At 44.0% G+C, this 26,151-nt stretch carries 19 protein-coding genes; 8 read left to right on the top strand and 11 right to left on the bottom strand.

What is annotated here, in order from left to right; genetic code table 11:
* Positions 1-423: 423 nt before the first annotated feature.
* From Q0203_RS08910 to Q0203_RS08885, 6 genes are all read right to left on the bottom strand, one after another.
* The gene (locus Q0203_RS08910; protein ID WP_297931638.1) at positions 424-1,470 is read right to left on the bottom strand and encodes an extracellular solute-binding protein; all 1,047 of its coding nucleotides are present in this window, start codon (positions 1,468-1,470) and stop codon (positions 424-426) included.
* A 203-nt stretch (positions 1,471-1,673) separates the two neighbouring features.
* Entirely contained in the window at positions 1,674-3,230 is a 1,557-nt protein-coding gene (gene ppx, locus Q0203_RS08905) for an exopolyphosphatase (RefSeq protein ID WP_297931636.1), read from the bottom strand.
* A gap of 21 nt (positions 3,231-3,251) precedes the next feature.
* Complete coding sequence (locus tag Q0203_RS08900; protein ID WP_297931635.1) at positions 3,252-7,133, bottom strand: translocation/assembly module TamB domain-containing protein; 3,882 nt, start codon at positions 7,131-7,133, stop codon at positions 3,252-3,254.
* A 20-nt stretch (positions 7,134-7,153) separates the two neighbouring features.
* On the bottom strand, positions 7,154-8,911 hold the full coding sequence (locus tag Q0203_RS08895; protein WP_297931634.1) for an autotransporter assembly complex family protein: 1,758 nt from the start codon (positions 8,909-8,911) through the stop codon (positions 7,154-7,156).
* Positions 8,912-9,070: 159 nt separating this feature from the next.
* Positions 9,071-9,700, bottom strand: coding sequence for a two-component system response regulator NarL (narL, locus tag Q0203_RS08890; protein WP_021616089.1), 630 nt, complete (start codon positions 9,698-9,700; stop codon positions 9,071-9,073).
* A gap of 9 nt (positions 9,701-9,709) precedes the next feature.
* Positions 9,710-12,211: a class I adenylate cyclase gene (locus Q0203_RS08885; protein ID WP_295973426.1), complete on the bottom strand. Its 2,502-nt coding sequence runs from the start codon at positions 12,209-12,211 to the stop codon at positions 9,710-9,712.
* Positions 12,212-12,363: 152 nt separating this feature from the next.
* Between Q0203_RS08885 and hemC the strand changes: the two genes are divergently transcribed.
* From hemC to Q0203_RS08865, 4 genes are read left to right on the top strand one after another with little or no spacing between them, the layout of a single operon-like run.
* Complete coding sequence (gene hemC / locus Q0203_RS08880; protein WP_297931633.1) at positions 12,364-13,290, top strand: hydroxymethylbilane synthase; 927 nt, start codon at positions 12,364-12,366, stop codon at positions 13,288-13,290.
* A 14-nt stretch (positions 13,291-13,304) separates the two neighbouring features.
* A complete protein-coding gene (locus Q0203_RS08875; protein ID WP_297931631.1) occupies positions 13,305-14,051 on the top strand; it encodes a uroporphyrinogen-III synthase in 747 nt (248 codons plus the stop codon).
* Between the two features lie 30 nt (positions 14,052-14,081).
* Complete coding sequence (locus Q0203_RS08870) at positions 14,082-15,464, top strand: uroporphyrinogen-III C-methyltransferase (protein ID WP_297931629.1); 1,383 nt, start codon at positions 14,082-14,084, stop codon at positions 15,462-15,464.
* A 3-nt stretch (positions 15,465-15,467) separates the two neighbouring features.
* A complete protein-coding gene (locus Q0203_RS08865; RefSeq protein ID WP_297931627.1) occupies positions 15,468-16,724 on the top strand; it encodes a heme biosynthesis protein HemY in 1,257 nt (418 codons plus the stop codon).
* 261 nt (positions 16,725-16,985) lie between these two features.
* Here Q0203_RS08865 and coaD read toward each other — a convergent pair whose 3' ends face one another.
* On the bottom strand, positions 16,986-17,462 hold the full coding sequence (gene coaD, locus Q0203_RS08860) for a pantetheine-phosphate adenylyltransferase (RefSeq protein ID WP_290521129.1): 477 nt from the start codon (positions 17,460-17,462) through the stop codon (positions 16,986-16,988).
* A gap of 9 nt (positions 17,463-17,471) precedes the next feature.
* A complete protein-coding gene (gene waaA, locus Q0203_RS08855) occupies positions 17,472-18,746 on the bottom strand; it encodes a lipid IV(A) 3-deoxy-D-manno-octulosonic acid transferase (protein WP_297931625.1) in 1,275 nt (424 codons plus the stop codon).
* A 97-nt stretch (positions 18,747-18,843) separates the two neighbouring features.
* Between waaA and Q0203_RS08850 the strand changes: the two genes are divergently transcribed.
* Entirely contained in the window at positions 18,844-19,602 is a 759-nt protein-coding gene (locus Q0203_RS08850; RefSeq protein WP_297931623.1) for a glycosyltransferase family 2 protein, read from the top strand.
* Positions 19,603-19,682: 80 nt separating this feature from the next.
* Here Q0203_RS08850 and groL read toward each other — a convergent pair whose 3' ends face one another.
* The 3 genes from groL to Q0203_RS08835 all read right to left on the bottom strand — a co-directional run bounded on the left by groL (position 19,683) and on the right by Q0203_RS08835 (position 22,273).
* Positions 19,683-21,326, bottom strand: coding sequence for a chaperonin GroEL (gene groL, locus Q0203_RS08845; RefSeq protein WP_048749671.1), 1,644 nt, complete (start codon positions 21,324-21,326; stop codon positions 19,683-19,685).
* Positions 21,327-21,415: 89 nt separating this feature from the next.
* Entirely contained in the window at positions 21,416-21,706 is a 291-nt protein-coding gene (locus Q0203_RS08840; RefSeq protein WP_048749674.1) for a co-chaperone GroES, read from the bottom strand.
* 84 nt (positions 21,707-21,790) lie between these two features.
* Entirely contained in the window at positions 21,791-22,273 is a 483-nt protein-coding gene (locus Q0203_RS08835; protein ID WP_290521126.1) for an FxsA family protein, read from the bottom strand.
* Positions 22,274-22,497: 224 nt separating this feature from the next.
* On the opposite strand from Q0203_RS08835, the gene aspA reads away from it, so the two are divergent.
* The 3 genes from aspA to hslU all read left to right on the top strand — a co-directional run bounded on the left by aspA (position 22,498) and on the right by hslU (position 26,006).
* The gene (gene aspA, locus Q0203_RS08830) at positions 22,498-23,916 is read left to right on the top strand and encodes an aspartate ammonia-lyase (RefSeq protein WP_297931621.1); all 1,419 of its coding nucleotides are present in this window, start codon (positions 22,498-22,500) and stop codon (positions 23,914-23,916) included.
* Positions 23,917-24,126: 210 nt separating this feature from the next.
* Complete coding sequence (gene hslV, locus Q0203_RS08825) at positions 24,127-24,654, top strand: ATP-dependent protease subunit HslV (protein ID WP_005704683.1); 528 nt, start codon at positions 24,127-24,129, stop codon at positions 24,652-24,654.
* Positions 24,655-24,674: 20 nt separating this feature from the next.
* On the top strand, positions 24,675-26,006 hold the full coding sequence (hslU, locus tag Q0203_RS08820) for an HslU--HslV peptidase ATPase subunit (RefSeq protein ID WP_297931619.1): 1,332 nt from the start codon (positions 24,675-24,677) through the stop codon (positions 26,004-26,006).
* Positions 26,007-26,151 lie beyond the last annotated feature (145 nt).

Raw genomic sequence — 26,151 nt, 5'->3', positions numbered from 1 at the left:
CATGAAATCATAAATTACGCATTGAGGTTTAATCCTTCGTGCAACAAGTTGCACGCTACGCACGAAATCGTGAATTACACATCGAGGTTCATCATTCGTGCATCAAGATGCACGCTACGCATGAAATCATAAATTACGCATTGAGGTTAATCATTCGTGCAACAAGTTGCACGCTACGCACAAAATCGTGAATTACACATCGAGGTTCATCATTCGTGCAACAAGTTGCACGCTACGCATGAAATCATGAATTACGCATTGAGGTTAATCATTCGTGCAACAAGTTGCACGCTACGTACGAAATCATGAATTGCGCATTGAGGTTAATTATTCATGCAACAGATAGCCAGACTTTGGCTGGCTATAAGAAAAAAGTGCGGTCAAAATTTACCGTGAATTTTGACCGCACTTGGTGTGAAGCGATTAGTGGGTTTTCAATTTGCTCCAATATTTTTCATAAATATCGACAGCTTCGCCCACATCGCTTTGGATAATGCCTTTTTCCACTTCTTCAGCCGGTGGGAAGAGCGTTGGATTTTCCGCCATAGCCGGTTCTAACAAGGCTTTCACGCCATTATTTGGCATGGAATAACCCAATCGTTCCAACACCACTTTGGCATTTTCAGGACGTAATAGGAAGTCAATGAATTTATAGGCATTTTCCACATTTTTTGCGCTTTTTGGAATCGCGTAGTTATCCATCCAGAAAATCGCGCCTTCTTTCGGATATACAAAAACAATTTTGTCGTTTTCTTTATGCGCTAAATAAGCGGAACCGTTCCAAATCATGCCTAATGACACCTCGCCTTGCACGTAAGGCAATTCCGGCGAATCGGAGTTAAACACCGCCACATTTGGCAGCAGTTTCACCAAACGTTCATAAGCTGCCTTAATCTCTTCTTCATTGGTGGTATTCGGCGATTTGCCGTCTAACAACAACGCAATATGAAACACTTCACGCGCATCACTGGTCAGCAACACTTTGCCTTTGTATTCAGGATTCCATAAATCCGCCCAGCTGGTGATTTTGCTCGGGTCAATATCTTCGGAATTCACCGCCAATCCCGTTAAGCCGTAAACATAAGGCAAGGAATACTCGTTGTTCGGATCGAAGTCTTTATGCAATAAATTGTCCGGAATTTGTTTGAAATTGCTTAACTTACTGTGATCGAGCTTTTGCAACATACCGTCTTTCGCCATTTTGTTCACATAATAGCTGGACGGAAACACCAAGTCATAACCGGCATTGTCAGAAATCAGTTTGAGTTTGGCATACATTTCTTCGTTGCTTTCAAAGGTAGAATAAATCACTTCAATACCGGTTTCTTTGGTAAATTCAGCAACGAGACTGGAAGGGACGTAATCGGTCCAGTTGTAAACATACAGTTTTTCTTGCGCAAAGGCGGTGGTGGAAAGGAGAGTCAGCGTCAAGCCGAGGGTTTTAAGCGTTTTTGCAAACAAATTTTTCAATTTATTGTCCTCCAAAGCTAATCATAGCGAGTGGTTAATTTTCATAAAAGAATTGAGTAAAAACTCGGCGGGCAGTATAGCAGATTTTTAGGTTTTGTCCTGCTCTTTCAGGCGGAAGACGTTAAGCAGAAAAATGCCTTCATACAAAAGAGGCCGATATGCTTTCTTCTGCATTCGGCCTGTTTTCGGGATAGGTAACCGGATTAATGCGTGTTGAGGATCGTCAAGCCAAACCCTAATCCTTGCAAAAAGCGATTTTCAAGTAGCAGTTCATTTTTGATTAATGGATTATGTTGTAAGTAATCCTCTGAGAATTGCAGCGTCCAATGATGTAAAGTGCGGTCGATTTTTAAGGTGATTTCTTCCGTCTTTTCTGTAGCTTGGCGGGAACGATTTAGAATGATAGCTAAACGTAAAATCCGAATTAACGCCAACACATCTTGTTCCTGATAACGGGCGAATTTGAACATTTCTGGTAATTTAAAATTCCCCATATGGTAACGTACCAAGGTGGAGAGAAGACGATGCTGTTCGTTGTCATAACCCGGTAATTCGGTGTTATATAAAATATACGCAGAGTGTTTTTGCAGGTTCTTGTGATTGATCACAATGCCCACCTCATGCAAGCGTGCCGCCCAAAACAGAACATCTTGCATGTCGTCAATCAGTTCCGGATTTTGCCAACATGAATATTGTCCGAATAACAATGCCGCCGTTTGATACACCCGCTCCGCCTGGGCTTGGTCGATATTAAATTGTTCCGCCAAGCCTAACGCGGTGCGCTCACGAATGTTATTGACCTGAAAATTTTTTTCCAAGCTATACATCACGCCTTCACGCAATGCACCATCGGAATAACGCATTTTTTCGATTTGGAAATTTTCAAATATCGCTTTTAAAATCGCCAATCCGGGAACAAACACATCGGCACGATCAGGGTTTAAGCCATGAAATTTCAGTTCGTTAAAATGAGAAAACGGCAAGGTTTGTTGAATAAGGTGATCCAACCGTTCTGCGGTGATAATACCGTCCGAATCGATATTTTCACTGATTACTTGATGCACGGTTTTAATCGTCCCCGATGAACCGAGCACCGACTGCCAACCCAAGTTGCGATATTCCCATGCCAAATCTTCGATTTTATTCACCGCACTTTGTTTAGCTAAACGGAAACTTTCTTCGGAAATTTCGCCATTCGGGAAGAATTTTTTGGCAAAACTGACACAGCCCATGTGACGGCTTTCATAAATTAAAGGGGTGAAATTATCGCCGATAATCATCTCAGTGGATCCGCCACCAATATCAATGACAAATTTTCGCCCCATTTCCGGTTGGGTGTGGCAAACACCGGCATAAATAGTTTTAGCTTCGGTTTTGCCACTGATGATGTTAATCGGATAAGGAAAAACGGTAGCGGCTTGACGTAAAAATTCTTCGTTATTAATGGCACGGCGTAGCGTGTAAGTGCCAACCACGCTGACATTCTCCGCCGGGAACCCTTGCAAACGTTCGGCAAACAATGCCAAGCAATTTACCCCGCGTTCAATCGCCGCTTGGCTTAACACTTGATTTTCATCCAAGCCTTCCGCTAATTGCACTTTTTGTTTCAATCGCGATAACACTTGCAATGTGCCGTTGACAATGCGGGCAACGATCATATGAAAGCTGTTGGAACCGAGATCAATCGCGGCAATTTCGCGTACCTCGCCTCGTCGTGCGTGCAGTTCACCGGCTTTGCTCAGTAAGTTTTCGTTATTCATAATTCGGGAAATCGTTATTGGCTAAAATTCAAATTGATAGAGGAAGTCAAAGGCCTGATTGACACCTGACACGGATTGTACATAAAGTTGTGGTAACAAGCGATAACGCAATGTCACTTCGGCTAAGCCGTCAAAGAGTCCAACGCCGTATTTCACTTGTAAACGTGGCGTAATGCTGCCGCTCACCACCACTTTTGAGCTGTCGCCTACACCTTGCGTGCCGAGGTTCAAATCATTGATCCCAAATGCTTTTCCGATACCACCGACCACCTTGCCTGTTTTTGCCAATCCCATGCCTAACAAAGCGGCACCGACAGAACCGCTGGATGTCGAATCACTGCTGTTTTCTAATGAACGACCGGTCAAAATATAAGAAAGTGCCTGATCTTGCGGCATACCCGGTTCAGCAAAAATCGTCACGCTTGGCGCGCTAGCAATACCGGTGACTTTCACCCCGGCGGTCACATGGCTGTCTTCCATCGCTTCCGGGTTGCGAATGGCTTCAATGTTTAAAGACGGTTGTGACGGCTGTCCCACGAAACTGATTAATCCTTTACGAATCAATAAGTCTTGACCAAAAGAGGCATAGCGACCGTTTTTCAAATTCACTTCGCCATACAATCCCAAATTGCCGCGTTCTTGCCTCACGGAGAGTAAACCGTGCAAATTCGTATTCAATCCGTAAGCATTTAAACGGACATCATCACCGATTTTAATTTTAAGATCTGATCGGATTTCCATCCCGCCTCGTGTTTCCGATGGGATCGTTTTTGGCAAGGCCTCTGCGGCTTTTCCATCTAAAATAACCTCATCGGCACTCACTTCTACAGCACTGTCCGGCAAGGACTCAATCGCAATTCTCGCCCATGGAATATCCACATTACCGGACAAGGACAATAATTTCGGTGAGGCGCTGATTTCCACATCCGGGCTGATTTTTAAGCTCGCCATAGACGGAATATTCACCTTAAATTGCTCCGCTTGAGCACGTAAATGGGTGCGCCAATCGTTGATATTTTTCCAGTTGGCATCTCCGCTAAGATTGAGTCGGCTGTCGGCCGTTTGTAAGTAACCTTTTAAAGTAGAGCTCGTGCCGGCAAAGTGTAATGCCAGTTCACCCTCTTTAATATCAAACGGCAAAGAACGCATTTTGGCGGTAAGTTTATTTAAATTCACGCTTCCATTTAAGGTTGGCGCATTCAGGTTACCGCCTAATGTCAGATTCGCCTTGAGTTCGCCGTCAACCTTTTCATCGTTAGCTAACAATTGATTGGCAAGACTTAAATTTAAGTTGTGAATATGAAAAGTTCCACCAAGTTTACGTGCGTTAGCAATATCCTGTAAGGTTAAATCGGTGCTGATTTTGCCTTGATTGTGAATGTTCACTTCCGATTTAAGCGCCAAATTATTATTGGCTAAATTTCCGTTGAGGCTGATTTGCGGAAAATCCAATTTGATCGTGCGATTATCCAACTTTTGCGTCAGAGAAAGACGATTGCCTTTCACTTGCAGTTCCGCCAACATCGGTTTATCACTAAACCAAGCCACATGCCCCTTGCCGCTCAGATTGCCGGTGAGCATTTCCTGCGCCAAGATTTTATTCACTAAAGCGAAGTCAAAACGTTTAATTTCAAACGGCACATCGCCATTCGCCCCTACCTTGAACGTCTGTGGAAAACAGAGATCCGTGTTGCTATGCATCCAACAATGGGCGGAAATTGTCGTCTCCGCCGTTTTATTATCAAAGGTTATCGCCACGTTTTGGTTGGTTTGGATATTACCAAATTCCGATTTAATCATGGCTTGGCTTAACGTGCCTTGCCAACGCGCTAAAGTGCGGTCGAAATTACCGGTTAAATTCAGGTTTGCCGCCACCGGCTTGCCATCAGAAGTCAGGTGTAGCACGTGTTTTTGCTCATCGCCCGAGGCAGCAAGTTTCAGCTGGTTAATACTAATATCGTTATAATGAAAACCGTTAAGGTGAATATCCAGTTCGCCTTTTACACGTTCTTCGCCGTTAATTTGACCTTTTATCACCGCTTGATTTAAATGCATTTGCTGAAAAGCCACGTGGTTAGCTGTGAGATCCACATCGACCCGTGGGCGCATGACATCGCCGTTTAATTTTATTTGACCAACGAGACTCGCAGATAAATCCGCCCATAACCCACGCAAATTCGGTGCGTGAATGTTTAAGGTGAAATCCGATTGTTTACCCATCGAACCTTGCGCATAGATCTTATTTTCCCCATAAGTCAGCACCAACTGCGGAATCGTTACCCCCTGTTGGTCACCGGCCGTTAAACCGCCCTGCAACGCAAGAGAATGTTGTGCCAAGGTGCCTTGAATATCCACTTGCGGCACCGCCACTTGCCAACCTTTTTGATTAACCTGACCTTGTGAGCTTAACTCGCCCGATAAAACCGCAGGAAAGGCGGATAAATAACGACCAAGATTCATTTTGGCTAACTGCAAATGGCTATTCCATTCCACCCCGTCACGCCAATTCACATCGCCTTTCAGTTCGGCTGACCCCTCTAAGGCGTTAAGTTTCAACTGGTGTATTTCAATGTTGGATAAATGACCGATCGCCTGTAAATCAAGACTATTGGCAGGAATGCCCATGCCGCTGACAGCGCCGTTTAACTGAATTTGAGAGGTCAATATATCGCCGTTAATCGTTAAATTAACGTCTTTTATGCTTAACGGATCATTGCCGTCAAAAGGATATTGACCTCGGGCGACGGCTAATTTGATGTTTAATGGTGTTTTCGGCGCGGTCAACTGGGCTTCAGCCTTGAGCTCGGCATCGATTGCACCTTGTGTTTGTAATAAAAGTGCGGTCTGTTTTTTTAGCGTTCCTGACAGCGTTAAATTCGCTTTTGTTGCCGGCAGCAGCACCGTCTCTTTCTGTTTTAAGGCGTTTAAATCGGCGTTGATATTCAGTTGGAGCGGAAAATCGGCTTGCAGCTGGATTTGCCCTTTGGCTTGCACTTCGCCAAGTGAACTTGTCACCGACAATGTCTGTAATTGCACGTTATCCCCGGTGGCATCCGCCAACAAATCGGCAGAACTGACTTTAACCTCGAATTCGCTTTCACCTTTTGTGTTAATGGCTTGGTATTGCCAGTTTGTGCCGTGAATGCCTTGAATATGCATATCAAAAGGCAGTTCGATTTGTTGCCCTAAATCAGCGAGAAGCGGTTGGCTAAGCGTTTGTTCTAATGCCGCCCAATCAATCGGGTTATTGGGCGTGGCTTGCGGCTGAGGCTCATCTTCCGAGGCATCACTCATTTCATGGATAAAGACAAAATCCTGAATTGTTGTGGGTGCTAACGTTAAACCGCTTTCATTATTGAGAGACGCAGCCGTTTGAAAAGTGCCCAACGTCATTTTCTGCTGATCAATGATGAGGCTCAGATCATGAACGGCGACCTGATGAATGTCTATCCCGATAGGCAGTTGAATCCGCTTCATAGGTGCGTTGTCGGTGTCCGGTTCATCTTCGGAAGGCGGCAATAATGCCGTATCAATTTGAATGGAAGGCTGTTGCAAGCGAATGTCGTCAATGCAAATATCTGCCCGCCATAAACAACTTAATTGCAGTTGCAGACGGGCTTCCGCCACTTGTGTATCGACTCCGGCTGTTTGGAAGCGAAGGTTTTTTAGCACCAATCCATCGCTTAAGTTTCCTTCGATTTGCCCAATCGAAAGTTCATCAAGCAAGGCATCTGTCCATTGGATGAGTTTATGCTGTCCGCTTTGGGTCGCGAGTAGCCCGAGCAGTGAAAAAACAGGCAAAAAAATGACCGCACTTGATACGCATCCAATGCGACACCAAAAGGATTTTTTCTGTTTTTGGGGTTTAGGCGCTTCAGGCGCTTGTTCCTTGTGTTCTGTCATTATGGTATCCGTTTGGCTGTCTATATTTCGGCGCCAAGCCCGATATAAAATTGAATATTTTTGCTGTTGTCTTTGTCATGTACCGGTGTGGCAATATCGAATTTAATCGCGCCCACAGGCGATGCCCATCGCACGCCAACGCCGGTGCCATAGCGTAATTCGTCCGGATCAAACGTATTGGCTGCTAATCCGCTATCCACAAAGGTCGCCAACCACCAATTCGGATAAACCTGATATTGATATTCCAGCGTACCGGTCAGCAAGCGTGAACCGCCGATAAGTTTGCCATTGTGATCTTTCGGTGAGATTTTTTTGTATCCGTAACCACGTACACTACGATCGCCACCGGCAAAAAAACGTAAGGCAGGAGGAAGGCGGTGAATATTGGCAGTATTCAATATGCCCACATCCAAACGGGTCAGAAAACGGTGATTTTGCGCATAGGTGCGAATCCACGCGGTAGAGCCTTGAATTTTCCAGAAATTCACATCCGATAGCCACAGTTTACGTCCGAAATCTGTCGTAATGCGTTGCGAATCACCCCAATCAGGAAAAGCCCCACCGCGTAAACGGGTACGGCTTAAGGAGGCTGTTGGATAGAGTAATAGCGTGCTGTCGGAAATATCCGCTTGCGTAAAGGAATCATGGCGCATCCGCAAACCGAGCGAATATTGCCAGCCAGTCGGGTGATTCCAATAACGCAAGGCGGCAACCGTCGTGGCGGTGGTTTGAGTGTCGTTTTTATTTTCACGCTCAAAACCTGCCGAATATTCATAGTAATAATTCAGCGGGTTTTTTAACAATGGCTGTTTATAGGTTAATTCAAGGGTTTGTTTAGGAGAAGAAAGATACAGATTGCTGCGGATACTGTGCCCGCGATCATTAATCCAAGGTTTGGTCCAACTCCATTGTAAACGAGGGCCAACATCGGTGGAATAGCCTATCCCGACGCTCATAATATTTTTCTTACGCGGATACAGTAACACATCTAAATCCACCGATTTGCTTTCTTCATTAAGATGCGGCTGTAATAACACGGAGCTAAACCAATTACTCGAAGAATAGTTATTGTTTAGCGTAGAAAGATCGCTTAATAAATAAGGTTCACCGGGTTTAATATTAAGCATATTGCGCAAAAATTCTTCACGAATTTGGGCGTGCAGAAAGTTAATTTTTCCATAGCGGTAACGTTTTTGGCTATTAAAGGCGAGTTTCCACCATGCCTCATGAGTGGATTTCATCACTTCCAAGCGAGAAAGCTCAAATGCCGCATCAAAATAACCACGGGTGAGCGCCAGTTGCTGTAGTTGACTTTTATAGTCCTCATACACCTCATGATTCAGCACGGTGCCAACTTTCGGTAGTTGGGTCTTTAGCTTGAGAAAGAACGGATCCTGTTTGGCATCACCGCGAATCATGACCTCGGTTCCGGCAAGTTTCACCGGTTCTCCCGGTGACACATGCGCAATAAGCAAAGGCGCTTTGCCTTCGCGGGGTTTCAGCTCAAACCGAATCGTCGAATCGTAGTAGCCTAAGGCGCGTAATCCCTTATCAATCGCAGCGCTGACCACATCCTGATAGCGTGCAATATCCGTCGTATCATATTTTTCAATGGCATTGAGATGAAGTCGAATATTTTCATCCAAGGCATGATTTTTAACGCCTTCAATGCGTAATTCCACCGGATTTTCCGCCCAAGCAGCGGTAGATCCAAACAAGCCGAAAGAAAGAAGCGCACACAGGCGCCATGTCGTGATATTGCTACTCAGTTGCTTCATACTTACCCCAAAATTAAAGGCTTGTAGTGTAACCGTTTAGACCATAGCCCTGCAATGTAAAGTGCGGTGGATTTTTAAAAAATTTCCGGAATCCGGCAACGATGAAAAAACAGAAAAAAATAGCCGGAAGAAACCGGCTATTGCAGAAAGGAAAAAACGTTATCCGTTTTGGTGTTTAAAATATAACACGGTGGCGGCAACGCGTGAATGTACGTTCAGTTTACGCAACAAATTGCGGATATGTACTTTAACGGTTTCTTCCGAAATAAATAATTGACCGGCAATTTGTTTGTTGGAAAGTCCAGTGGCAATTAAACGCAACACATCCATTTCACGATCCGTTAAAGAATAAATCGGCTCTTGAGAAGATTGGCGTTCAATCAGTAAATCTTTAATGGAATCACTTAAAATCACTTCCCCTTGTGCAATGCGTTTAAGTTGGGAAAGCAGGGTATCCGGCTCGGTGTCTTTGAGTAAATAGCCATCCGCACCGGCATCAATTAAGGTGAAAATATCACTTCTCGCATCAGATACCGTTAAGATCACAATACGGGCATCCACGCCTTCCGATCTTAACGCTTTTAGTGTATCCAAACCGGACAACCCTTTCATATTCAGATCTAAAATAATGAGATCCGGTGACGTTTGTAATGCCAAGCTAATGCCTTCGCTGCCGTTCCCTGCACCACCGACGACTTCAAAACCCTCTTCCAATTCAACAAGTTGTTTGATGCCTCGACGCATTAACGGATGATCGTCAATAATTAATACTTTTAATTTATCAGTCATGTGACCCCCTTAAGATAAGGCTAGGCGACTATGAAACGGCACGATAGTCATCCCGTCTTTTGTCGTTAATAGCTGGTAAAATTGTGGATAATTGAAATCACGTTGCACGATTTTATACGGATTGTTATTTTCATCCAACCCTGACGCTTGATAAATTCGGTTAATTTCGTGAATTTTTTTCTCTTTTGTGCCATCACAGTTACGATAAATCTCAATGCGATTGAGCTCATCTAAAATGTACACATTGAAACTCCCGTTCGGATTATCTTCAAAAAAGAATTGCAAGAACCCTTCACTGGCAAAGGCGTCAATTTCACGCGGGTATTTATGATGTTTCACCACGGCAGGATAAGTCGGATTGACTTTGTAGCTAAGTGCGGTGTCAATTTGGCTTGTTTTAGTGAGTTTAGCATTGTGGATTTCTTGCAAACTAATGCCGCGTTCTTCAAAGAAAAACTGCCAGTTTTTCCCTGCCACGCGCAATAAATTATTTTTAGGTGGTTGCGCGGCACCGATTTGAATGCTAATGCATTTATTAATCAGAGTCGTCACAATGCGACGTAAGGCGCGGCGATAATACCGACTGTAACAAAACACTTGCACCAATTTTGGCAACGGCGCACCACGATAAATTTTGTTGGAAAGCACTTTTAACGCCAACAAAATGGCATTCGGCCCTTCAAAATGCAATGTCCGCACTTCGTTCCAAACGTTGCGATACGTGAGATCAATGCTGCCGACCAAACTTTCTTCGTTCGCACCGAAACTAAATAAGTCGCTTGATTGGATGCTGGATTTAATGTCGGTTAAATGTGCGGTCGGATCTTGGGTCAAATTAATAATGACCGCAAGACTGCGAATTTCGCAAGGATGACTCAGGTCGGAATTGCTGGCAGAGGCGTTGTCGATAGGAAATGTCAATCGCAAATCCGTCACAAACTGGCGCAACGTGTTAAGCTCGACATTTTTACTGGCAACAAAGAGCTCAGTATTTGCCGTAAGCAAACGATTGAAATACGCCCACGCCACTAATTTATTCAGGCTTTGGCTATATTCTGTATAACGTGGACGACAAAAACCGTGAATGTCCGGCGTTTGGTTAATCATATACCAACCGTCCTTAAACTGACGGTTATTACGCACTTCAATAAACGTTAGATAGCGTTCCGATAAATCCACAGCAAACTGTGGATTCAGCAAGGTCACTTTGCCCGGCAATTCTTCAAATGCCGTGTAAAGTTTACGGGTTAATATGCTCATATCTTGCGGCATAATGCTGACATTGACCTGATGTTTGCGGGCAAAATTCACTAAGTTACGATAACTCAACATTAAAAACTTAATCAGGTCATTATGCATTTTTTCGGCTTGCTTAATTTTCCATTGTTGGCGCTGGTTTAATAATTCCACTTGCCCACAATGCCACCCCCATTGTTGCGTCAGCTTAAGTAACGCATCCAATCGCCAGTTACTTTTATTTACCTCTGCTTCGTTCTCATGCACTTTGATATAAAAGCAACAACGTACAAAATCCAGCCGTTTATATTCTTTTCGTTCGGTCAAATAAGCAGTTACCCGTTGCAGCATCGCCAAATAAGGATCAAATTGATGAGCAACGTTCAATTCACCGGTTAATAAGGCGTGTTTAAATTCACGAGAAATCAAATACGTGTTTGGATAACGCCAAGAATAGGTTTCTAACAACAAAATTTTGAGCAGGGATTTATAAGGGTAATCAATCCCTTTATACAGCTGCCATAAGGTCGCACCAAAATACTCATTGGCGGACAAGGTACCTAACCCCCCGAAATCCACCCAATCATTTAAATCTAATTGCTGCGTTTGCGTTAAGCGTTCGATTTCTGCCTCGTAATCCGCTTCATTTTCAATGAGCAAATGCAGCCACAATAACGGCTTCCCGGCAAGGCGTATGGCTGAACGGTAAAATTCATCCAGCAACAACATATATTGTGCCGAACCGCAATTCTCGGCAGTCATTGGCTCGACATAACGAAAACACCGAAACCGTCTTTGATCCATTAAATAGAAATTCATTTCTACGTGAACACGCTTTGCCCATTGTTGAATGCGCTCGACTTTTTGCTGTAAAAGTTCACGTGCTGATGGACTCAAATCTTCTCGATGACACAGCCAAATATCTAAATCAGATTGTGGCGTTTGGGCAATAGAGGCGATGCTGCCCATCACATAGACGCCAAGAATGGCTTCCGATTCAAAAGTGCGGTGTTTTTTGAGGAAGTTTTTCACGCTTTCATCTGTCAGCGTATGTGCAAGATATTCCTGTTGGAATGGCGTTGGGGAAAAATGGGCAATGCCGGTGGGCGCATCAGAAACATAGCCCGGCAAATCAGGATGATTAAAATGGAGTAATAATGGGATCAGTTTGAAAATATGTTGAAAGGATTCAGGCGTGTCGGATAAAGCCCGCTGGATACGCAACCTATCTAAATCGTCCACACGTTGTTTAGCTTTATCGAGATCAAACTTCAAGTAATATCCTGTTTTTTACGACGGTCATGCTTCGCTGGCGGCTACTCTATCATCAGTATTGACGGAAAGCAAAAAAATTAAATGAACACTGACTTTTGAAGTTAACAGTGATAGGATAATCCCTCATTAGACCTGATCAATATGTTGTTATTATGCTTGAAAAAACCTTAAAAATTGCGACTCGCCAAAGCCCGTTGGCGTTATGGCAAGCAAATTATGTGAAAGACCGTCTGCAACAGTTATATCCCGATTTAACCATTGAATTAGTGCCGATGGTAACTAAAGGCGATGTGATTTTAGATTCACCACTGGCGAAAATCGGTGGCAAAGGCTTGTTTGTTAAAGAATTAGAAAATGCGTTATTAACGAAAGAAGCCGACATTGCCGTGCATTCCATGAAAGATGTGCCGATGCAATTTCCCGAAGGCCTGGGATTAGCCGTGATTTGCCAACGCGAAGATCCGCGTGATGCCTTTGTGTCTCATTCTTACCGCACTTTTGCAGAGTTGCCGCAAGGTGCAGTGGTCGGGACATCAAGTTTACGTCGCCAATGCCAATTAAAAGCCTTACGCCCCGATTTAGACATTCGCTCTTTGCGCGGCAATGTGGGAACACGTTTAAGCAAATTAGATAACGGCGATTATGATGCCATTATTTTAGCTTCTGCCGGCCTCATTCGTTTGGGCTTAGCAGATCGTATCGCATCTTTTCTTGACGTTGAACAATCCTTACCGGCGGCCGGACAAGGTGCTGTGGGGATTGAATGTCGTACCGATGATATGCAAGTGCAGGCCTTATTAGCACCGTTAGCGGATGCAGAAACCACGTATTGTGTACGGGCAGAACGCGCCATGAATAATCATTTACAAGGCGGTTGCCAAGTACCGATTGGCGGTTATGCGGTATTGCAACAAGGGCAATTGTATTTAAGAGCCTTAGTGGGCGATATTGACGGTAGTCGCATTATTCGCGCAGAAGGCAAAAGTGCGGTGGAAAATGCCGAAGTTTTAGGCGTGAAAATTGCCGAACAGCTTTTAGCGCAAGGCGCTGACAAAATTTTGCAAGCAATTTATTCATAAATCGTGGGGGCACAATGGCCGTTTTGGTAACTCGCCCTGATGAACGTGGGCAACAACTCGTGGAGATGCTGGCAAAAGCCGGAATCGTCGCCATTCATTTGCCTTTATTTACCATTGAAGCCGGTACAGAACTCAATGAGTTACCGAATAAATTTGCCAAATTAAAAGCGGATGATTATGTCTTTATCGTCTCCAAAAGTGCGGTAGATTTTGCCGACAAAGCCTTAAAAGACACCGGTTTTGCATGGCGCGATGATTTGCACTATTTCACCGTAGGGCAAGGCACCGCACAGTATTTTGCCGCCACAACCGCCACGGCTGTGCATTATCCGACAAGCCAAGAAAACAGCGAAGGCGTATTACAACTTCCTGCAATGCAAAATTTACAAGGCAAAACCGTTTTGATTTTGCGCGGTAATGGCGGACGCGAACTCCTCTCAGAACAAGTGCAACAACGCGGTGCTAACGTTGAGATCGTTGAATGTTACCGAAGAGAACCGCTTGTTTATAATAATGTGGAGCAAACCAGTCTGTGTAAGCGTGCCGGTATTCAAACCATTGTGGCGACCAGCGGAGAAATTCTGACGCAACTGCTGGATTTTGTCCCACGAAATGAACATAATTGGCTAAAAAGTTGTCAACTCATTACCGTCAGTGAGCGAATTTCCCATTTGGCGCAGGCATTGGGCTGGCAGAATGTGATTGTTTCACCTCGTGCGGACAATCAAACATTATTACAAACCTTATTACAATGTCGTTAACGCAACATGTCTCTTTTATAGGTAATCAATATGGCTAACAAGAAATCGAATCATCTGGAAAATCATGCAGAAATTGAACACGAAATTGATGTGAATAAGGATCTTGATTTAGCAAAACAAGACACCACAGAAAATGAACACGTTGACCCCAAGGTAGAGGATAAACAAGCAACCATGCAGCATAAAGAGAACGAAAATAGACAGTCTTCCGCGTCCACTCCACACGAAACCGTTATTGTGAAGAAAAACGGTTCTGCGTTGAGCGTATTAGCGATTTTGATTGCCCTTGGCTTGGGTGGTAGCGGTTATTATTTCGGGCAGCAACAGGTTGACGAAATGCAACAAAAACTGACCGCACTTCAAACGCAACTTCAGCAAAAAAATACGGCTGAACCCGTCAATCTCCCAAGCTTTGAAGCAGAAAAAAGTCAGTTGGCGAAGTTAGCCGAGTTTTCTCAAGTGGCGAGCGACCAAATCAGTGCCTTGAATCAAGAATTAGCCGCCAAAGAACAACAGTTATCTGCGTTGCAACAACAGGTCCAGCGTTTGACCAATCAAAGCAAAGCGGAACAACCAAACGATTGGTTGCTAACCGAAGCAGATTTTTTATTAAACAATGCCTTGCGTAAATTGGTGTTGGATAACGATGTGGACACCAGCGTATCGCTATTAAAAGTGGCTGGTGAGACCTTGACCAAAGTGGCAATGCCGCAAGTCGCCACTGTTCGTAGCGCAATTAATGCAGATTTGAAGAAGCTGTTATCCCTCAACAACGTGGATCAAAACGCTATCATGCAGGAATTGTCTCAATTGGCAAATGACGTGGACGAGTTGAACGTATTGAATGTGAATTTTGATGAAGATCCAAACACGGACAAACTCACTGATTCTTTGGAAGATTGGAAATCCAACGCTGAAAAAAGTGCGGTCAGTTTTTTAAATCATTTTATTCGCATCACGCCAAAAAAAGCGGATAACAAAGCCTTATTAGCACCAAATCAAGACATTTATTTGCGTGAAAACATTCGCTTACGCTTACAAATTGCGATTTTAGCCGTGCCACGTCAACAAGATGATTTATATAAACAATCTTTGGAAACGGTGGCTTCTTGGGTTCGTACCTATTTTGATACCAGCACGGAAGTAGCGCAAAACTTCCTGAAAAAACTGGATGAATTGGCAGAACAATCCATTTACGTGGATGTGCCAACCCAGCTTAGCAGCTTAAATGCCTTGGATAAATTACTGAATAAACAACCGCAAGAAGTGCAAAAAATCACGCTTTCCGCTGACAAAGATTTCGATCCGGAAAATGTCAAAGCGACAGAAAACCATGCCACAAGCCCTGCAGAGCAAGGAAATGGCGCAGATACAAGCACTGCTCCGAATCAACCTGAACAACAGGAGAAATAGACCATGATAAGATCACTATTTTTAATGTTGCTATTATTAGCCGGATTACTTGCCGGTCCGTATTTATCCGGCAAGCAAGGTTATGTCCGTATTGAAACCGCCGACAACATTGTCGAAATGTCTCTTACCACATTGGTGATTTTCTTTGTGATTTCACTGGCGGTGGTCTATAGCATTGAAGCGGCAATCAGCCGTTTTTGCCGTTTAAGTAATAACACTTACAGTTGGTTTTCCCGCCGTAAACGCGTAAAAGCGCAAAAACAAACCTTAGAAGGGTTAATGCGTATGGATGAAGGCGATTATTCCAAAGCGGAAAAACTCATCAGCAAAAACGCCAAACATTCCGATGAGCCGGTATTAAACTTTATTAAAGCGGCCGAAGCGGCACAACAGCGTGGCGATGAGTTCAGCGCCAACCGTTATTTAATTCAAGCGACAGAACTTGCCGGCACCGACAGCCTGATTCTAGAAATTGCCCGCACCCGCATTTTATTGCAACAAAACAAATTGCCTGCCGCGCGCAGTTCCGTAGATAGCCTATTGGTCATGGCAGGTCGCAATAAAGAAGTCTTAAAATTAGCCGTAGATATTTATTTAAAATCAAATGCTTACCAAGCTTTGGATAATATTCTTGAACAGGTAGAAAAATCCGCTCTCTATAGCCACGCTGAGTTCGAACAACTCCAACATCAAGTGGAAGACGGCTTGTTAGATGAAAAAATTAACGAAGAAGGCGTAGATGGTTTACTGGCATGGTGGAATGAACAACCGCGCCCGCGCCGCCAAGATGCCTATGTGAAATTAGGTGTGATTCGCCGTTTGATTGATGGCAATGATCATGAATCTGCCTATGAATTAACGTTGGAATTGGCGAAAAAATTAGAGACCGACAGTCCGCTAATGCAACCATTATTTAAACAAATTAGCCGCTTACAACCAGAAGATAACAGCAAGTTAGTAAAAATTGTTACCAAGTGGCTAAAAACCGCCAGCCCGTCAATACAATGCTGCGCCCAACGCGCATTGGGGTATTTGTATGTACGCAACAACGATTTTACTCATGCCAGTGAAGTATTTAAAGGACTGATTGCTCATAAAGATCAATTAGATCCTAATGACATTCACATGGCCTCTTACGTCTTTGAACAAGTGGGAGATAACGAGACGGCACAGAAATTACGCGAAGAAGGGTTGAAATCCGCCATGTCGGTAGCCACCTTATCCTCGGAAGAAACATCGGAAAAATCCACCGTACTTTAAGCGTAGCCCAATCACATAGCCCTCATTAATGCGCCAGAACACCAAACTGGAGCTGGCGCATTTCAATATGCAAAACCGACATCACATACAACTTGTTGGACAAACAGGCAAATCATTCCCTTAAAAAGGGCGGTAGTTTTAGCGCGTGTTTTTGGCACATGCGTTCAAATTTGATAGGGTTTTATTTCGTGCATCAAGATACACGCAACGGTCTTAAGGTAGCGTGCAACTTGTTGCACGAATAAGATAGAACTAAGAAGACTATTTCCGTTTCTCTTGCAACGCCTTTAACACCACCGGTGGGACAAGTTGGCTCATGTCGCCGTTGTGTAAATAAATTTCGCGAATCATGGTGGAAGAAACGTAAGACCACTGTTCCACCGGCGGGAAAAACAGGCTTTCCACGCCATGGGTAAGAAGTCGGTTAAGATGGGCTAACTGCACTTCATATTCAAAATCCGTCGTACTCCGTACCCCACGAATAATGGCTTTGACGTCATACTCCGCGATGGTATGCGCAAGCAAATTATTAAACCCAATGACCTTAACATTCGACAAATGCGCCACCGATTGACGTACCAACTCGACACGTTCGTCTAACGTAAACAAAGGCTTTTTACTTGGGCTTTCCGCCACCGCCACCAAAACGTTTGAAAAAATCACCGCACTTCGCTCAATAATATTCAAATGCCCGTTCGTAAGCGGGTCAAATGTACCGGGATAGATTACCGTTGTCATTGCTTCATCCTAGTTCAAATAAGGTTTTAATAAATTCATCACGCGTTGTAACGCGCCGCGATTTTCATTTAACACGGCATAACCCGCCTGACCATAACGTTCGCCAAGCTCAGGCGACCGCAAAAAGGTTGCCACCGCTTTAGCCACGGCTTGCGGCGTGTCTTCCGTGATTAACACACCTTGCCGTTCACTTAATTTTGTGAAAATCTCAGGAAAGTTAAAGGTATGTTTTCCGCTGATCACCGGCAATTTGAATACCAGCGGTTCTAAGGGATTATGCCCACCGTGCGCCACCAAGCTGCCACCAACCAACGCTACCTTTGCCATACCGTATAACAACATGAGTTCGCCCATGGTATCACCGAGCAAGACCTGTATTTCTTCTGTCGGTATTTCGTGGCTGCTACGCCGCATGAAACCAAAGCCCTCTTGTTCAAGCAGTTGAGCCACCGAATTAAACCGCTCTGGGTGGCGCGGCACCAAAATCAACAACAAATCAGGATATTGGCGCAATAAAGTGCGGTGACTTTTTAAGATGATTTCATCTTCGCCTTCGTGTGTGCTGGCGGCAATCCAGATAGGCCGCTGCGTATTCCATTGTGCCTTTAATGTTGTAATCTGATGAAAGAGTTCATCGCTCACATTCAAGTCATATTTGATATTGCCGGTTACGACCAATTGCTCGGGTGCAATGCCTAATTGCGCATAACGTTGCCCACTCACATCATCTTGCGGGGCAATCAATGTGATGTTATTCAACAGCGGTTTTAACGGTTCTCTAAACCAACCGTAACGCGTGGCAGAACGTGCGGATAAGCGAGCGTTCACAATGATAAAGGGAATACTGCGCCGTGCGAATTGGTGAATCAAGTTAAACCAAAGTTCCGTTTCAATAACAATGCCGACGCGCGGTTGTACAAATTCAATAAAACGGGACACGGCACCCGGCAAATCATAGGGCAAATACACATGGGTCACGCTGTCGCCAAAAACCGCTTTTACCCGTTCGGAACCGGTAGGCGTCATTGTGGTCACTGTGATCGCCAGTTGCGGATAATCTTGCTGAATCCGCTTAATTAAAGGAACGGCGGCAATCACCTCACCAACAGACGCGGCGTGAAGTAAGACACCGTTCGGCGAAGGAGATTGCGTGTTACCATAGAAGCCATAACGCTCGGCGAGACGTTTACGATAGTGGGGCGCACGAAAACTGCGCAAGACCATAAAAAGGCACAGTAGCGGCTGAGCAAGATACATCAAACAGGTATAGAAAAAACGTAACATAGCAAATGTGTCGGCTTATGCTAGAATTGCAAAATTAATCAAGACAAACAGGTGTTTAGTATAAGCGTTTGTCACTCATTCACAAAGGATAAAAACGATGCCGACTCTTAGTGTTGCAATGATTGTTAAAAATGAAGCCCACCACCTTGCACAATGTTTGGACACGGTAAAAGCGTGGGTGGATGAAATAGTGATTTTAGATTCCGGCAGCACCGATGCAACCCAACAGATTGCTGAACAATACGGCGCAAAATTCTACCAAAATACCGATTGGCCGGGATTCGGTAAACAGCGACAATTAGCACAAGAGTATGTCACCTCCGACTATGTTTTATGGCTCGATGCAGACGAACGAGTAACCCCAGAGCTACGTCAATCTATTCAGGCAGCTATTGTTCAAGATACGCCGAATACCGCCTATAAAATCCCACGATTAAGTGAAATTTTTGGTCATAAAATTCGTCATTCCGGCTGGTATCCGGATTATGTCATTCGATTATATCGTAAAGATTTTGCCCGTTATGGCGATCAACTGGTGCATGAAAAAGTAGAACTGCCAACAAACGCCAATATTCAAAAGCTACAAGGGGATTTGTTGCATTATACTTACCAAAATATCCATCATTACCTAGTTAAATCTGCCGGCTATGCCAAAGCGTGGGCTGACCAACGAGAAAAAGCCGGTAAAAAAGCGACGTTATGGCAAGGCATCAGCCATGCTGTAGGCTGTTTTATCAAAATGTATTTTATTCGTTTGGGATTCTTAGATGGTAAAGCCGGCTTATTACTGGCGATGCTTTCAGCACATTCTACTTTTGTAAAATATGCTGATTTATGGGTAAGAACACAAAAATAATCAGGCTCATAAAAAAAGCACCTTAGCAAGGTTACTTACTAAGGTGCGAATCATTTAGATGTAAGACGGAATCCGAGGAATTACATCATTCCGCCCATACCTCCCATGCCACCCATACCGGCAGCACCGAGATCAGCTTTGTCATCTTTTGGTAATTCGGTCACCATACATTCAGTGGTGATCATTAAACCGGCGACAGAAGCTGCAAATTGTAATGCAGAACGAGTTACTTTAGTCGGATCTAAAATACCCATCGCAATCATATCGCCGTATTGTTCAGTACCTGCGTTATAACCAAAGTTTCCTTCACCGTTTTTCACCGCACTTGCAACCACAGAGGCTTCTTCACCGGCGTTTGTGACGATTTGACGTAATGGGGCTTCCATGGCACGAAGGGCAAGTTTAATACCGACGTTTTGTTCCTCGTTGTCGCCACGTAAATCAGCCACTTTGCTGGCTGCGCGAATTAACGCCACACCACCGCCGGCAACCACACCTTCTTCCACTGCTGCACGAGTTGCGTGTAGTGCATCTTCTACACGGGCTTTTTTCTCTTTCATTTCTACTTCGGTTGCTGCACCGACTTTAATTACCGCAACACCGCCGGCGAGTTTCGCCACGCGTTCTTGCAATTTTTCTTTGTCGTAGTCGGAAGTAGATTCTTCGATTTGTTGACGAATTTGCGCCACACGACCTTGGATTTGTGCTTCATCGCCGATACCGTCGATGATAGTGGTGTTGTCTTTATTGATTACAACGCGTTTTGCTTGACCAAGATCTTCAAGCGTGGCTTTTTCTAACTCCATACCGATTTCTTCAGAAATCACCGTACCGGCAGTTAAAATCGCAATGTCTTGTAACATCGCTTTACGACGATCGCCGAAGCCCGGTGCTTTCACTGCAGCCACTTTCACGATGCCACGCATGGTGTTCACGACCAATGTTGCCAATGCTTCGCCTTCTACGTCTTCCGCAATAATTAATAACGGTTTACCTGCTTTTGCAACGCCTTCTAGTACCGGTAATAATTCACGAATATTCGAGATTTTTTTATCGACTAATAAAATGAATGGGTTATCTAATTCTACGGTCGCGGTTTCCGGTTTGTTGATGAAATACGGGGAAAGGTAACCGCGATCAAATTGCATCCCTTCAACCACATCCAATTCGTCTTCTAAGCCGGTGCCGTCTTCTACGGTAATCACGCCTTCTTTACCCACTTTTTCCATGGCTTGTGCGATTAATTGACCCACAATGCTGTCGGAGTTTGCGGAAATGGTACCCACCTGTTCGATTTCTTTAGAGGTTTCGCAAGGTTTAGAAAGGGATTTAAGTTCGGCAACAACGGCAGTGACTGCTTTGTCGATACCGCGTTTTAAATCCATTGGGTTCATGCCTGCCGCTACGGCTTTTAAGCCTTCGTTTACGATGGCTTGTGCTAGAACAGTTGCCGTGGTGGTACCGTCACCGGCGGCATCATTGGCTTTAGAAGCAACTTCTTTCACCATTTGTGCGCCCATGTTTTCAAATTTATCTTCTAATTCGATTTCACGTGCCACAGACACACCGTCTTTGGTGATGGTTGGTGCACCGAAAGATTTGTCTAATACTACGTTACGGCCTTTTGGACCAAGGGTGACTTTTACTGCGTCGGCTAAAATGTTTACACCTTTTAACATTTTCACGCGTGCGTCGTTACCGAATTTTACGTCTTTTGCTGCCATGTTTAATTTCCTTTTATTTTGTTGCGTGAGATTGCTCTCACCATGATCTATTTCATTTAAAGTGCGGTCGTTTTTCAGCGTGTTTTTGCTTATTCAACGATCGCTAAAATATCGTCTTCGGAAAGGATGAGCACTTCCTCACCATCAATTTTTTCTGTTTTCACACCATAGCTGTCGCTGAAAATCACGATGTCGCCGACTTTTACGTGCATTGGGTGAATGCTACCGTTTTCTAATAAACGGCCTGGACCGACCGCTAAGACTTTCGCGCGGGTAGATTTGGTGGCTGCCGAACCGGTCAATACGATACCACCGGCAGATTTGGTTTCCACTTCTTCACGTTTTAAAATCACTTTGTCGTGTAATGGACGAATATTCATCTGAAATTTCCTCTATTTCTTAAATTAATCAAAAAGCTTTTTCTATATGGGAATCATTTTTACGCTTTCAAGGGAAAAGCAAAATTATTTTAACCGTTTATTTTCATCGGCTTCCTTTTCAAATTCCGCCTCAAAAATCTCGCCATCTCTAGGCGGATTGTTTTGGGAGGAATAAAAAGTGCGGCCGGTTTTAAAGATGTTTTGTTGGAAGAACACAAATCGGCTACGAATGAATGTATTTATCAGGTAACGGCCGAAAGGACTTAACAGCACACAGGCAAGAATGTCGGTGACAAAACCGGGAATGACAAACAAGATTCCGGCAACAAGCCAACGTAGCGATCCAAAAAGCGCATCGGTGGGCAGTTGACCTTGGGTGAGTTGCTGTTTTATCCGTGTAAGGCTGTACCAACCACGAACACGAATGAGAGTAATGCCCAGTAATGAGGAGCCGATCAGTAACAAAATGAGCATAAGAATGCCGAGGTGACTTCCTACCCAAACCAGTAGGCTCAGTTCCACATAAATAAATAGAAAAACAGCAAAAAGAAAGGCGATAAACGGCATAGTAGCTCCTTAAAAACATGTTGGATGTGCATATTACCCGCTTTATTTTGCGGTGCAACTTTTATTCATGGCTACATCATTCAGGTTAGAAAAACTAATCTGAAAAATAAAAATAACTCTTAAATGCGTATAAAAATCTGTGACTTGGATCAATTTAATTTTAATCGAATTTTCTATAATTTAGACAATTCAACCAAACGTGTTAAGCATAAAGGAGAACGCAAATGACACAATATAGAAAGGAAGTGGATTTGTTAGGTGAACGTGAAGTTCCTGCGGATGCTTACTGGGGTATTCACACACTAAGAGCGGTGGAAAATTTTAACATTTCGAATGTCACCATTTCCGATGTGCCGGAATTTGTTCGCGGCATGGTGATGGTGAAAAAAGCAGCGGCATTGGCGAACGGTGAGTTGGGTGCCATTCCAAAAGAAATTGCAGAAGCTATCGTAAAAGCTTGTGATGAAGTGTTGGTGAACGGCAAATGTTTAGATCAATTCCCATCCGATATTTACCAAGGTGGTGCAGGCACTTCCGTCAACATGAACACCAATGAAGTGATTGCCAACTTGGCGTTAGAAATTTTAGGTCACAAAAAAGGTGAATATAAATACCTCGACCCAATGGATCATGTGAACGCCAGCCAATCCACCAACGATGCGTACCCTACCGGTTTCCATATTGCCGTGTATAACAGCGTCATTAAACTTCTCGAAAAAGTCGCTTATTTACAACAAGGCTTTGAAAACAAAGCAAAAGAATTCGAGAAAGTGTTGAAAATGGGCCGTACTCAATTACAAGATGCAGTGCCAATGACTGTGGGGCAAGAATTCAAAGCGTTTGCAGTGTTAATGGCGGAAGAAGTGAAACATTTAAAAGCCGCTGCAGCACACTTGCTTGAAGTGAACATGGGCGCAACCGCAATCGGTACCGGTTTAAATACCCCACAAGGTTATGTGCCTTCCGTTGTGAAACATTTATCCAACGTCACCGGATTACATTGCACCGGTTCAGAGAACTTAATTGAAGCTACTTCTGACTGCGGTGACTATGTTTCCGTGCATGGCGCGTTAAAACGCACTGCGGTGAAATTATCAAAAATTTGTAACGACTTACGTTTACTTTCTTCCGGTCCGCGTGCAGGTATTAAAGAAATCAACTTGCCTGAATTACAGGCCGGTTCTTCTATCATGCCGGCAAAAGTGAACCCGGTTGTGCCGGAAGTGGTGAACCAAGTGTGCTTCAAAGTGATTGGTAACGACACCACCGTCACCTTTGCCTCAGAAGCAGGTCAATTACAATTAAACGTAATGGAACCGGTGATTGTACAAGCCATGTTTGAATCTATCGAGATTTTAGGAAATGCCTGTGTGAACTTACGCGATAAATGTGTTGATGGCATTACTGTCAACAAAGAAACTTGCGAAAATTACGTTTACAATTCTATCGGTATCGTGACCTACTTGAACCCATTCATTGGCCACCACAATGGCGACTTAGTGGGTAAAATCTGTGCGCAAACCGGTAAAGGTGTGCGTGAAGTGGTCTTGGAAAAAGGCTTGTTAACCAAAGAACAATTGGATGATATCCTTTCTGTAGAAAACTTAATGAATCCGACCTATAAGGCAAAATTAAATAAATAAAAAGTGAACAAATCAGTAAATTAGTTATCGAATAGTTAGCTTGTTTATTTAGTCAAAATCAGCGTCCTAATGGATTAGGCGCTGATTTTTTTGTATACCGAAATAAAAATGACATGAAAAAACAAAGCGTAAATTCCATTCATATCCCTTGAATTCTCTCAATTAATCTCAATATAACTTCCACATTTTCCATTTTTAAAGGATAGCATTATGACTACGATTGTAAGTGTACGTCGCAACGGTAAAGTGGTTGTGGGCGGTGACGGACAGGTTTCCCTTGGCAATACGGTGATGAAAGGTAACGCGCGCAAAGTGCGTCGTTTGTATAACGGCAAAGTGTTGGCGGGTTTTGCCGGCGGCACGGCAGATGCCTTTACATTGTTTGAGCTTTTTGAGCGTAAATTAGAAATGCACCAAGGGCATTTGCTAAAAAGTGCGGTGGAATTAGCGAAAGATTGGCGTACCGATCGTGCGTTGCGTAAATTGGAAGCGATGCTAATTGTGGCGGATGAAAAAGAAAGCCTGATCATTACCGGTATCGGCGATGTAGTACAACCGGAAGAAGATCAAATTCTTGCTATCGGTTCCGGCGGCAACTATGCTTTATCTGCTGCCCGTGCGTTGGTGGAAAATACGGAATTATCAGCGCGTGAAATTGTGGAAAAATCTCTCAAAATTGCAGGTGAAATTTGTGTGTTTACCAATACCAATTTCACTATTGAAGAATTGCCGAATTAAAAAATGATAAGGAATAAACCATGTCTGAAATGACGCCTCGTGAAATAGTTTCTGAATTAGATCAACATATTATCGGTCAAAGCGACGCCAAGCGCGCAGTAGCAATTGCCCTAAGAAACCGTTGGCGCAGAATGCAGCTGCAAGAGCCAATGCGCCATGAAGTGACCCCGAAAAATATTCTTATGATTGGGCCGACCGGCGTGGGGAAAACCGAAATTGCCCGCCGTTTGGCAAAATTAGCCAATGCGCCGTTCATTAAAGTGGAAGCCACTAAATTTACCGAAGTGGGTTATGTGGGCAAAGAAGTGGATTCCATTATTCGCGATTTAACCGACAGCGCCATGAAATTGGTACGCCAACAGGAAATCGTCAAAAATCGAGCTAAAGCGGAAGAAGCGGCAGAAGAGCGCATTTTAGATGCCTTATTACCAGCGGCGAAGAACCAATGGGGTGAAGTGGAAAACCGCGATAGTCAAAGCAACACCCGCCAGGTTTTCCGTAAGAAACTACGCGAAGGTCAGTTAGACGATAAAGAAGTGGAAATTGATGTAGCAGGCGTGCCGATGGGCGTGGAAATCATGGCACCTCCGGGCATGGAAGATATGACCAGTCAATTACAATCCATGTTTGAGAACCTTTCCGGCAGCCAAACCAAAAAACGTAAAATGAAAATTAAGGATGCGTTAAAAACCTTAATTGACGATGAAGCGGCGAAATTGGTGAATCCGGAAGAGCTGAAACAAAAAGCCATTGATGCGGTGGAACAAAACGGTATCGTGTTTATCGACGAAATCGACAAAATTTGTAAGAAAGGCGAATACAGCGGTGCGGATGTTTCCCGTGAGGGCGTGCAACGCGATTTATTGCCGTTGGTGGAAGGTTCAACCGTGAACACCAAACACGGTATGGTGAAAACCGATCACATTTTGTTTATCGCTTCCGGTGCGTTCCAAGTGGCTCGTCCGTCAGATTTAATCCCGGAATTACAAGGCCGTTTGCCGATTCGCGTGGAGCTTTCTGCACTGACGGCTGAGGATTTCGAGCGTATTCTGACTGAGCCGAATGCTTCTTTAACCGAGCAATACAAAGCGTTAATGGCAACGGAAGGGGTAAATATTGAATTCACTCAAGACGCTATCAAGAAAATCGCCGAAGCAGCATTTCGTGTCAATGAAAAGACCGAAAACATCGGCGCCCGCCGTTTGCATACCGTGATGGAACGCTTAATGGATAAAATTTCTTTCAACGCCAGCGACATGGATGGACAAACCGTGAACATTGATGCCGCGTATGTCAGTGAGGCATTAGGTGAAGTAGTAGAAAATGAAGATTTAAGTCGCTTTATTCTTTAATCTTCTGGTTTTACTTAGGGTACGACAAATGTCGTGCCCTTTTATTTATTAAGTGCGGTAGGATTTTAGAAAGTTTTTGTAGTTATTCACTAAGTTGTTTACAATGTGCCCACTTTTTCATTCGCCTGAGTACAAATTATGCAGA

This window comes from uncultured Aggregatibacter sp. (assembly GCF_938046485.1).
Lineage (GTDB): Bacteria > Pseudomonadota > Gammaproteobacteria > Enterobacterales > Pasteurellaceae > Aggregatibacter.
The sequence above is the reverse complement of the archived record's forward strand: the minus strand, read 5'-3'. Positions and strand labels throughout refer to the sequence as shown.

Coding starts and splice junctions, on each gene's coding strand:
- Q0203_RS08900 (WP_297931635.1), bottom strand. CDS start 7,133: ATGACAGAACACAAGGAACAAGCGCCTGAAGCGCCTAAACCCCAAAAA.
- coaD (WP_290521129.1), bottom strand. CDS start 17,462: ATGACAACGGTAATCTATCCCGGTACATTTGACCCGCTTACGAACGGG.
- ppx (WP_297931636.1), bottom strand. CDS start 3,230: ATGAATAACGAAAACTTACTGAGCAAAGCCGGTGAACTGCACGCACGA.
- narL (WP_021616089.1), bottom strand. CDS start 9,700: ATGACTGATAAATTAAAAGTATTAATTATTGACGATCATCCGTTAATG.
- Q0203_RS08835 (WP_290521126.1), bottom strand. CDS start 22,273: ATGCCGTTTATCGCCTTTCTTTTTGCTGTTTTTCTATTTATTTATGTG.
- aspA (WP_297931621.1), top strand. CDS start 22,498: ATGACACAATATAGAAAGGAAGTGGATTTGTTAGGTGAACGTGAAGTT.
- hemC (WP_297931633.1), top strand. CDS start 12,364: ATGCTTGAAAAAACCTTAAAAATTGCGACTCGCCAAAGCCCGTTGGCG.
- Q0203_RS08895 (WP_297931634.1), bottom strand. CDS start 8,911: ATGAAGCAACTGAGTAGCAATATCACGACATGGCGCCTGTGTGCGCTT.
- hslV (WP_005704683.1), top strand. CDS start 24,127: ATGACTACGATTGTAAGTGTACGTCGCAACGGTAAAGTGGTTGTGGGC.
- Q0203_RS08840 (WP_048749674.1), bottom strand. CDS start 21,706: ATGAATATTCGTCCATTACACGACAAAGTGATTTTAAAACGTGAAGAA.
- Q0203_RS08865 (WP_297931627.1), top strand. CDS start 15,468: ATGATAAGATCACTATTTTTAATGTTGCTATTATTAGCCGGATTACTT.
- Q0203_RS08850 (WP_297931623.1), top strand. CDS start 18,844: ATGCCGACTCTTAGTGTTGCAATGATTGTTAAAAATGAAGCCCACCAC.
- waaA (WP_297931625.1), bottom strand. CDS start 18,746: ATGTTACGTTTTTTCTATACCTGTTTGATGTATCTTGCTCAGCCGCTA.
- groL (WP_048749671.1), bottom strand. CDS start 21,326: ATGGCAGCAAAAGACGTAAAATTCGGTAACGACGCACGCGTGAAAATG.
- hslU (WP_297931619.1), top strand. CDS start 24,675: ATGTCTGAAATGACGCCTCGTGAAATAGTTTCTGAATTAGATCAACAT.
- Q0203_RS08875 (WP_297931631.1), top strand. CDS start 13,305: ATGGCCGTTTTGGTAACTCGCCCTGATGAACGTGGGCAACAACTCGTG.
- Q0203_RS08870 (WP_297931629.1), top strand. CDS start 14,082: ATGGCTAACAAGAAATCGAATCATCTGGAAAATCATGCAGAAATTGAA.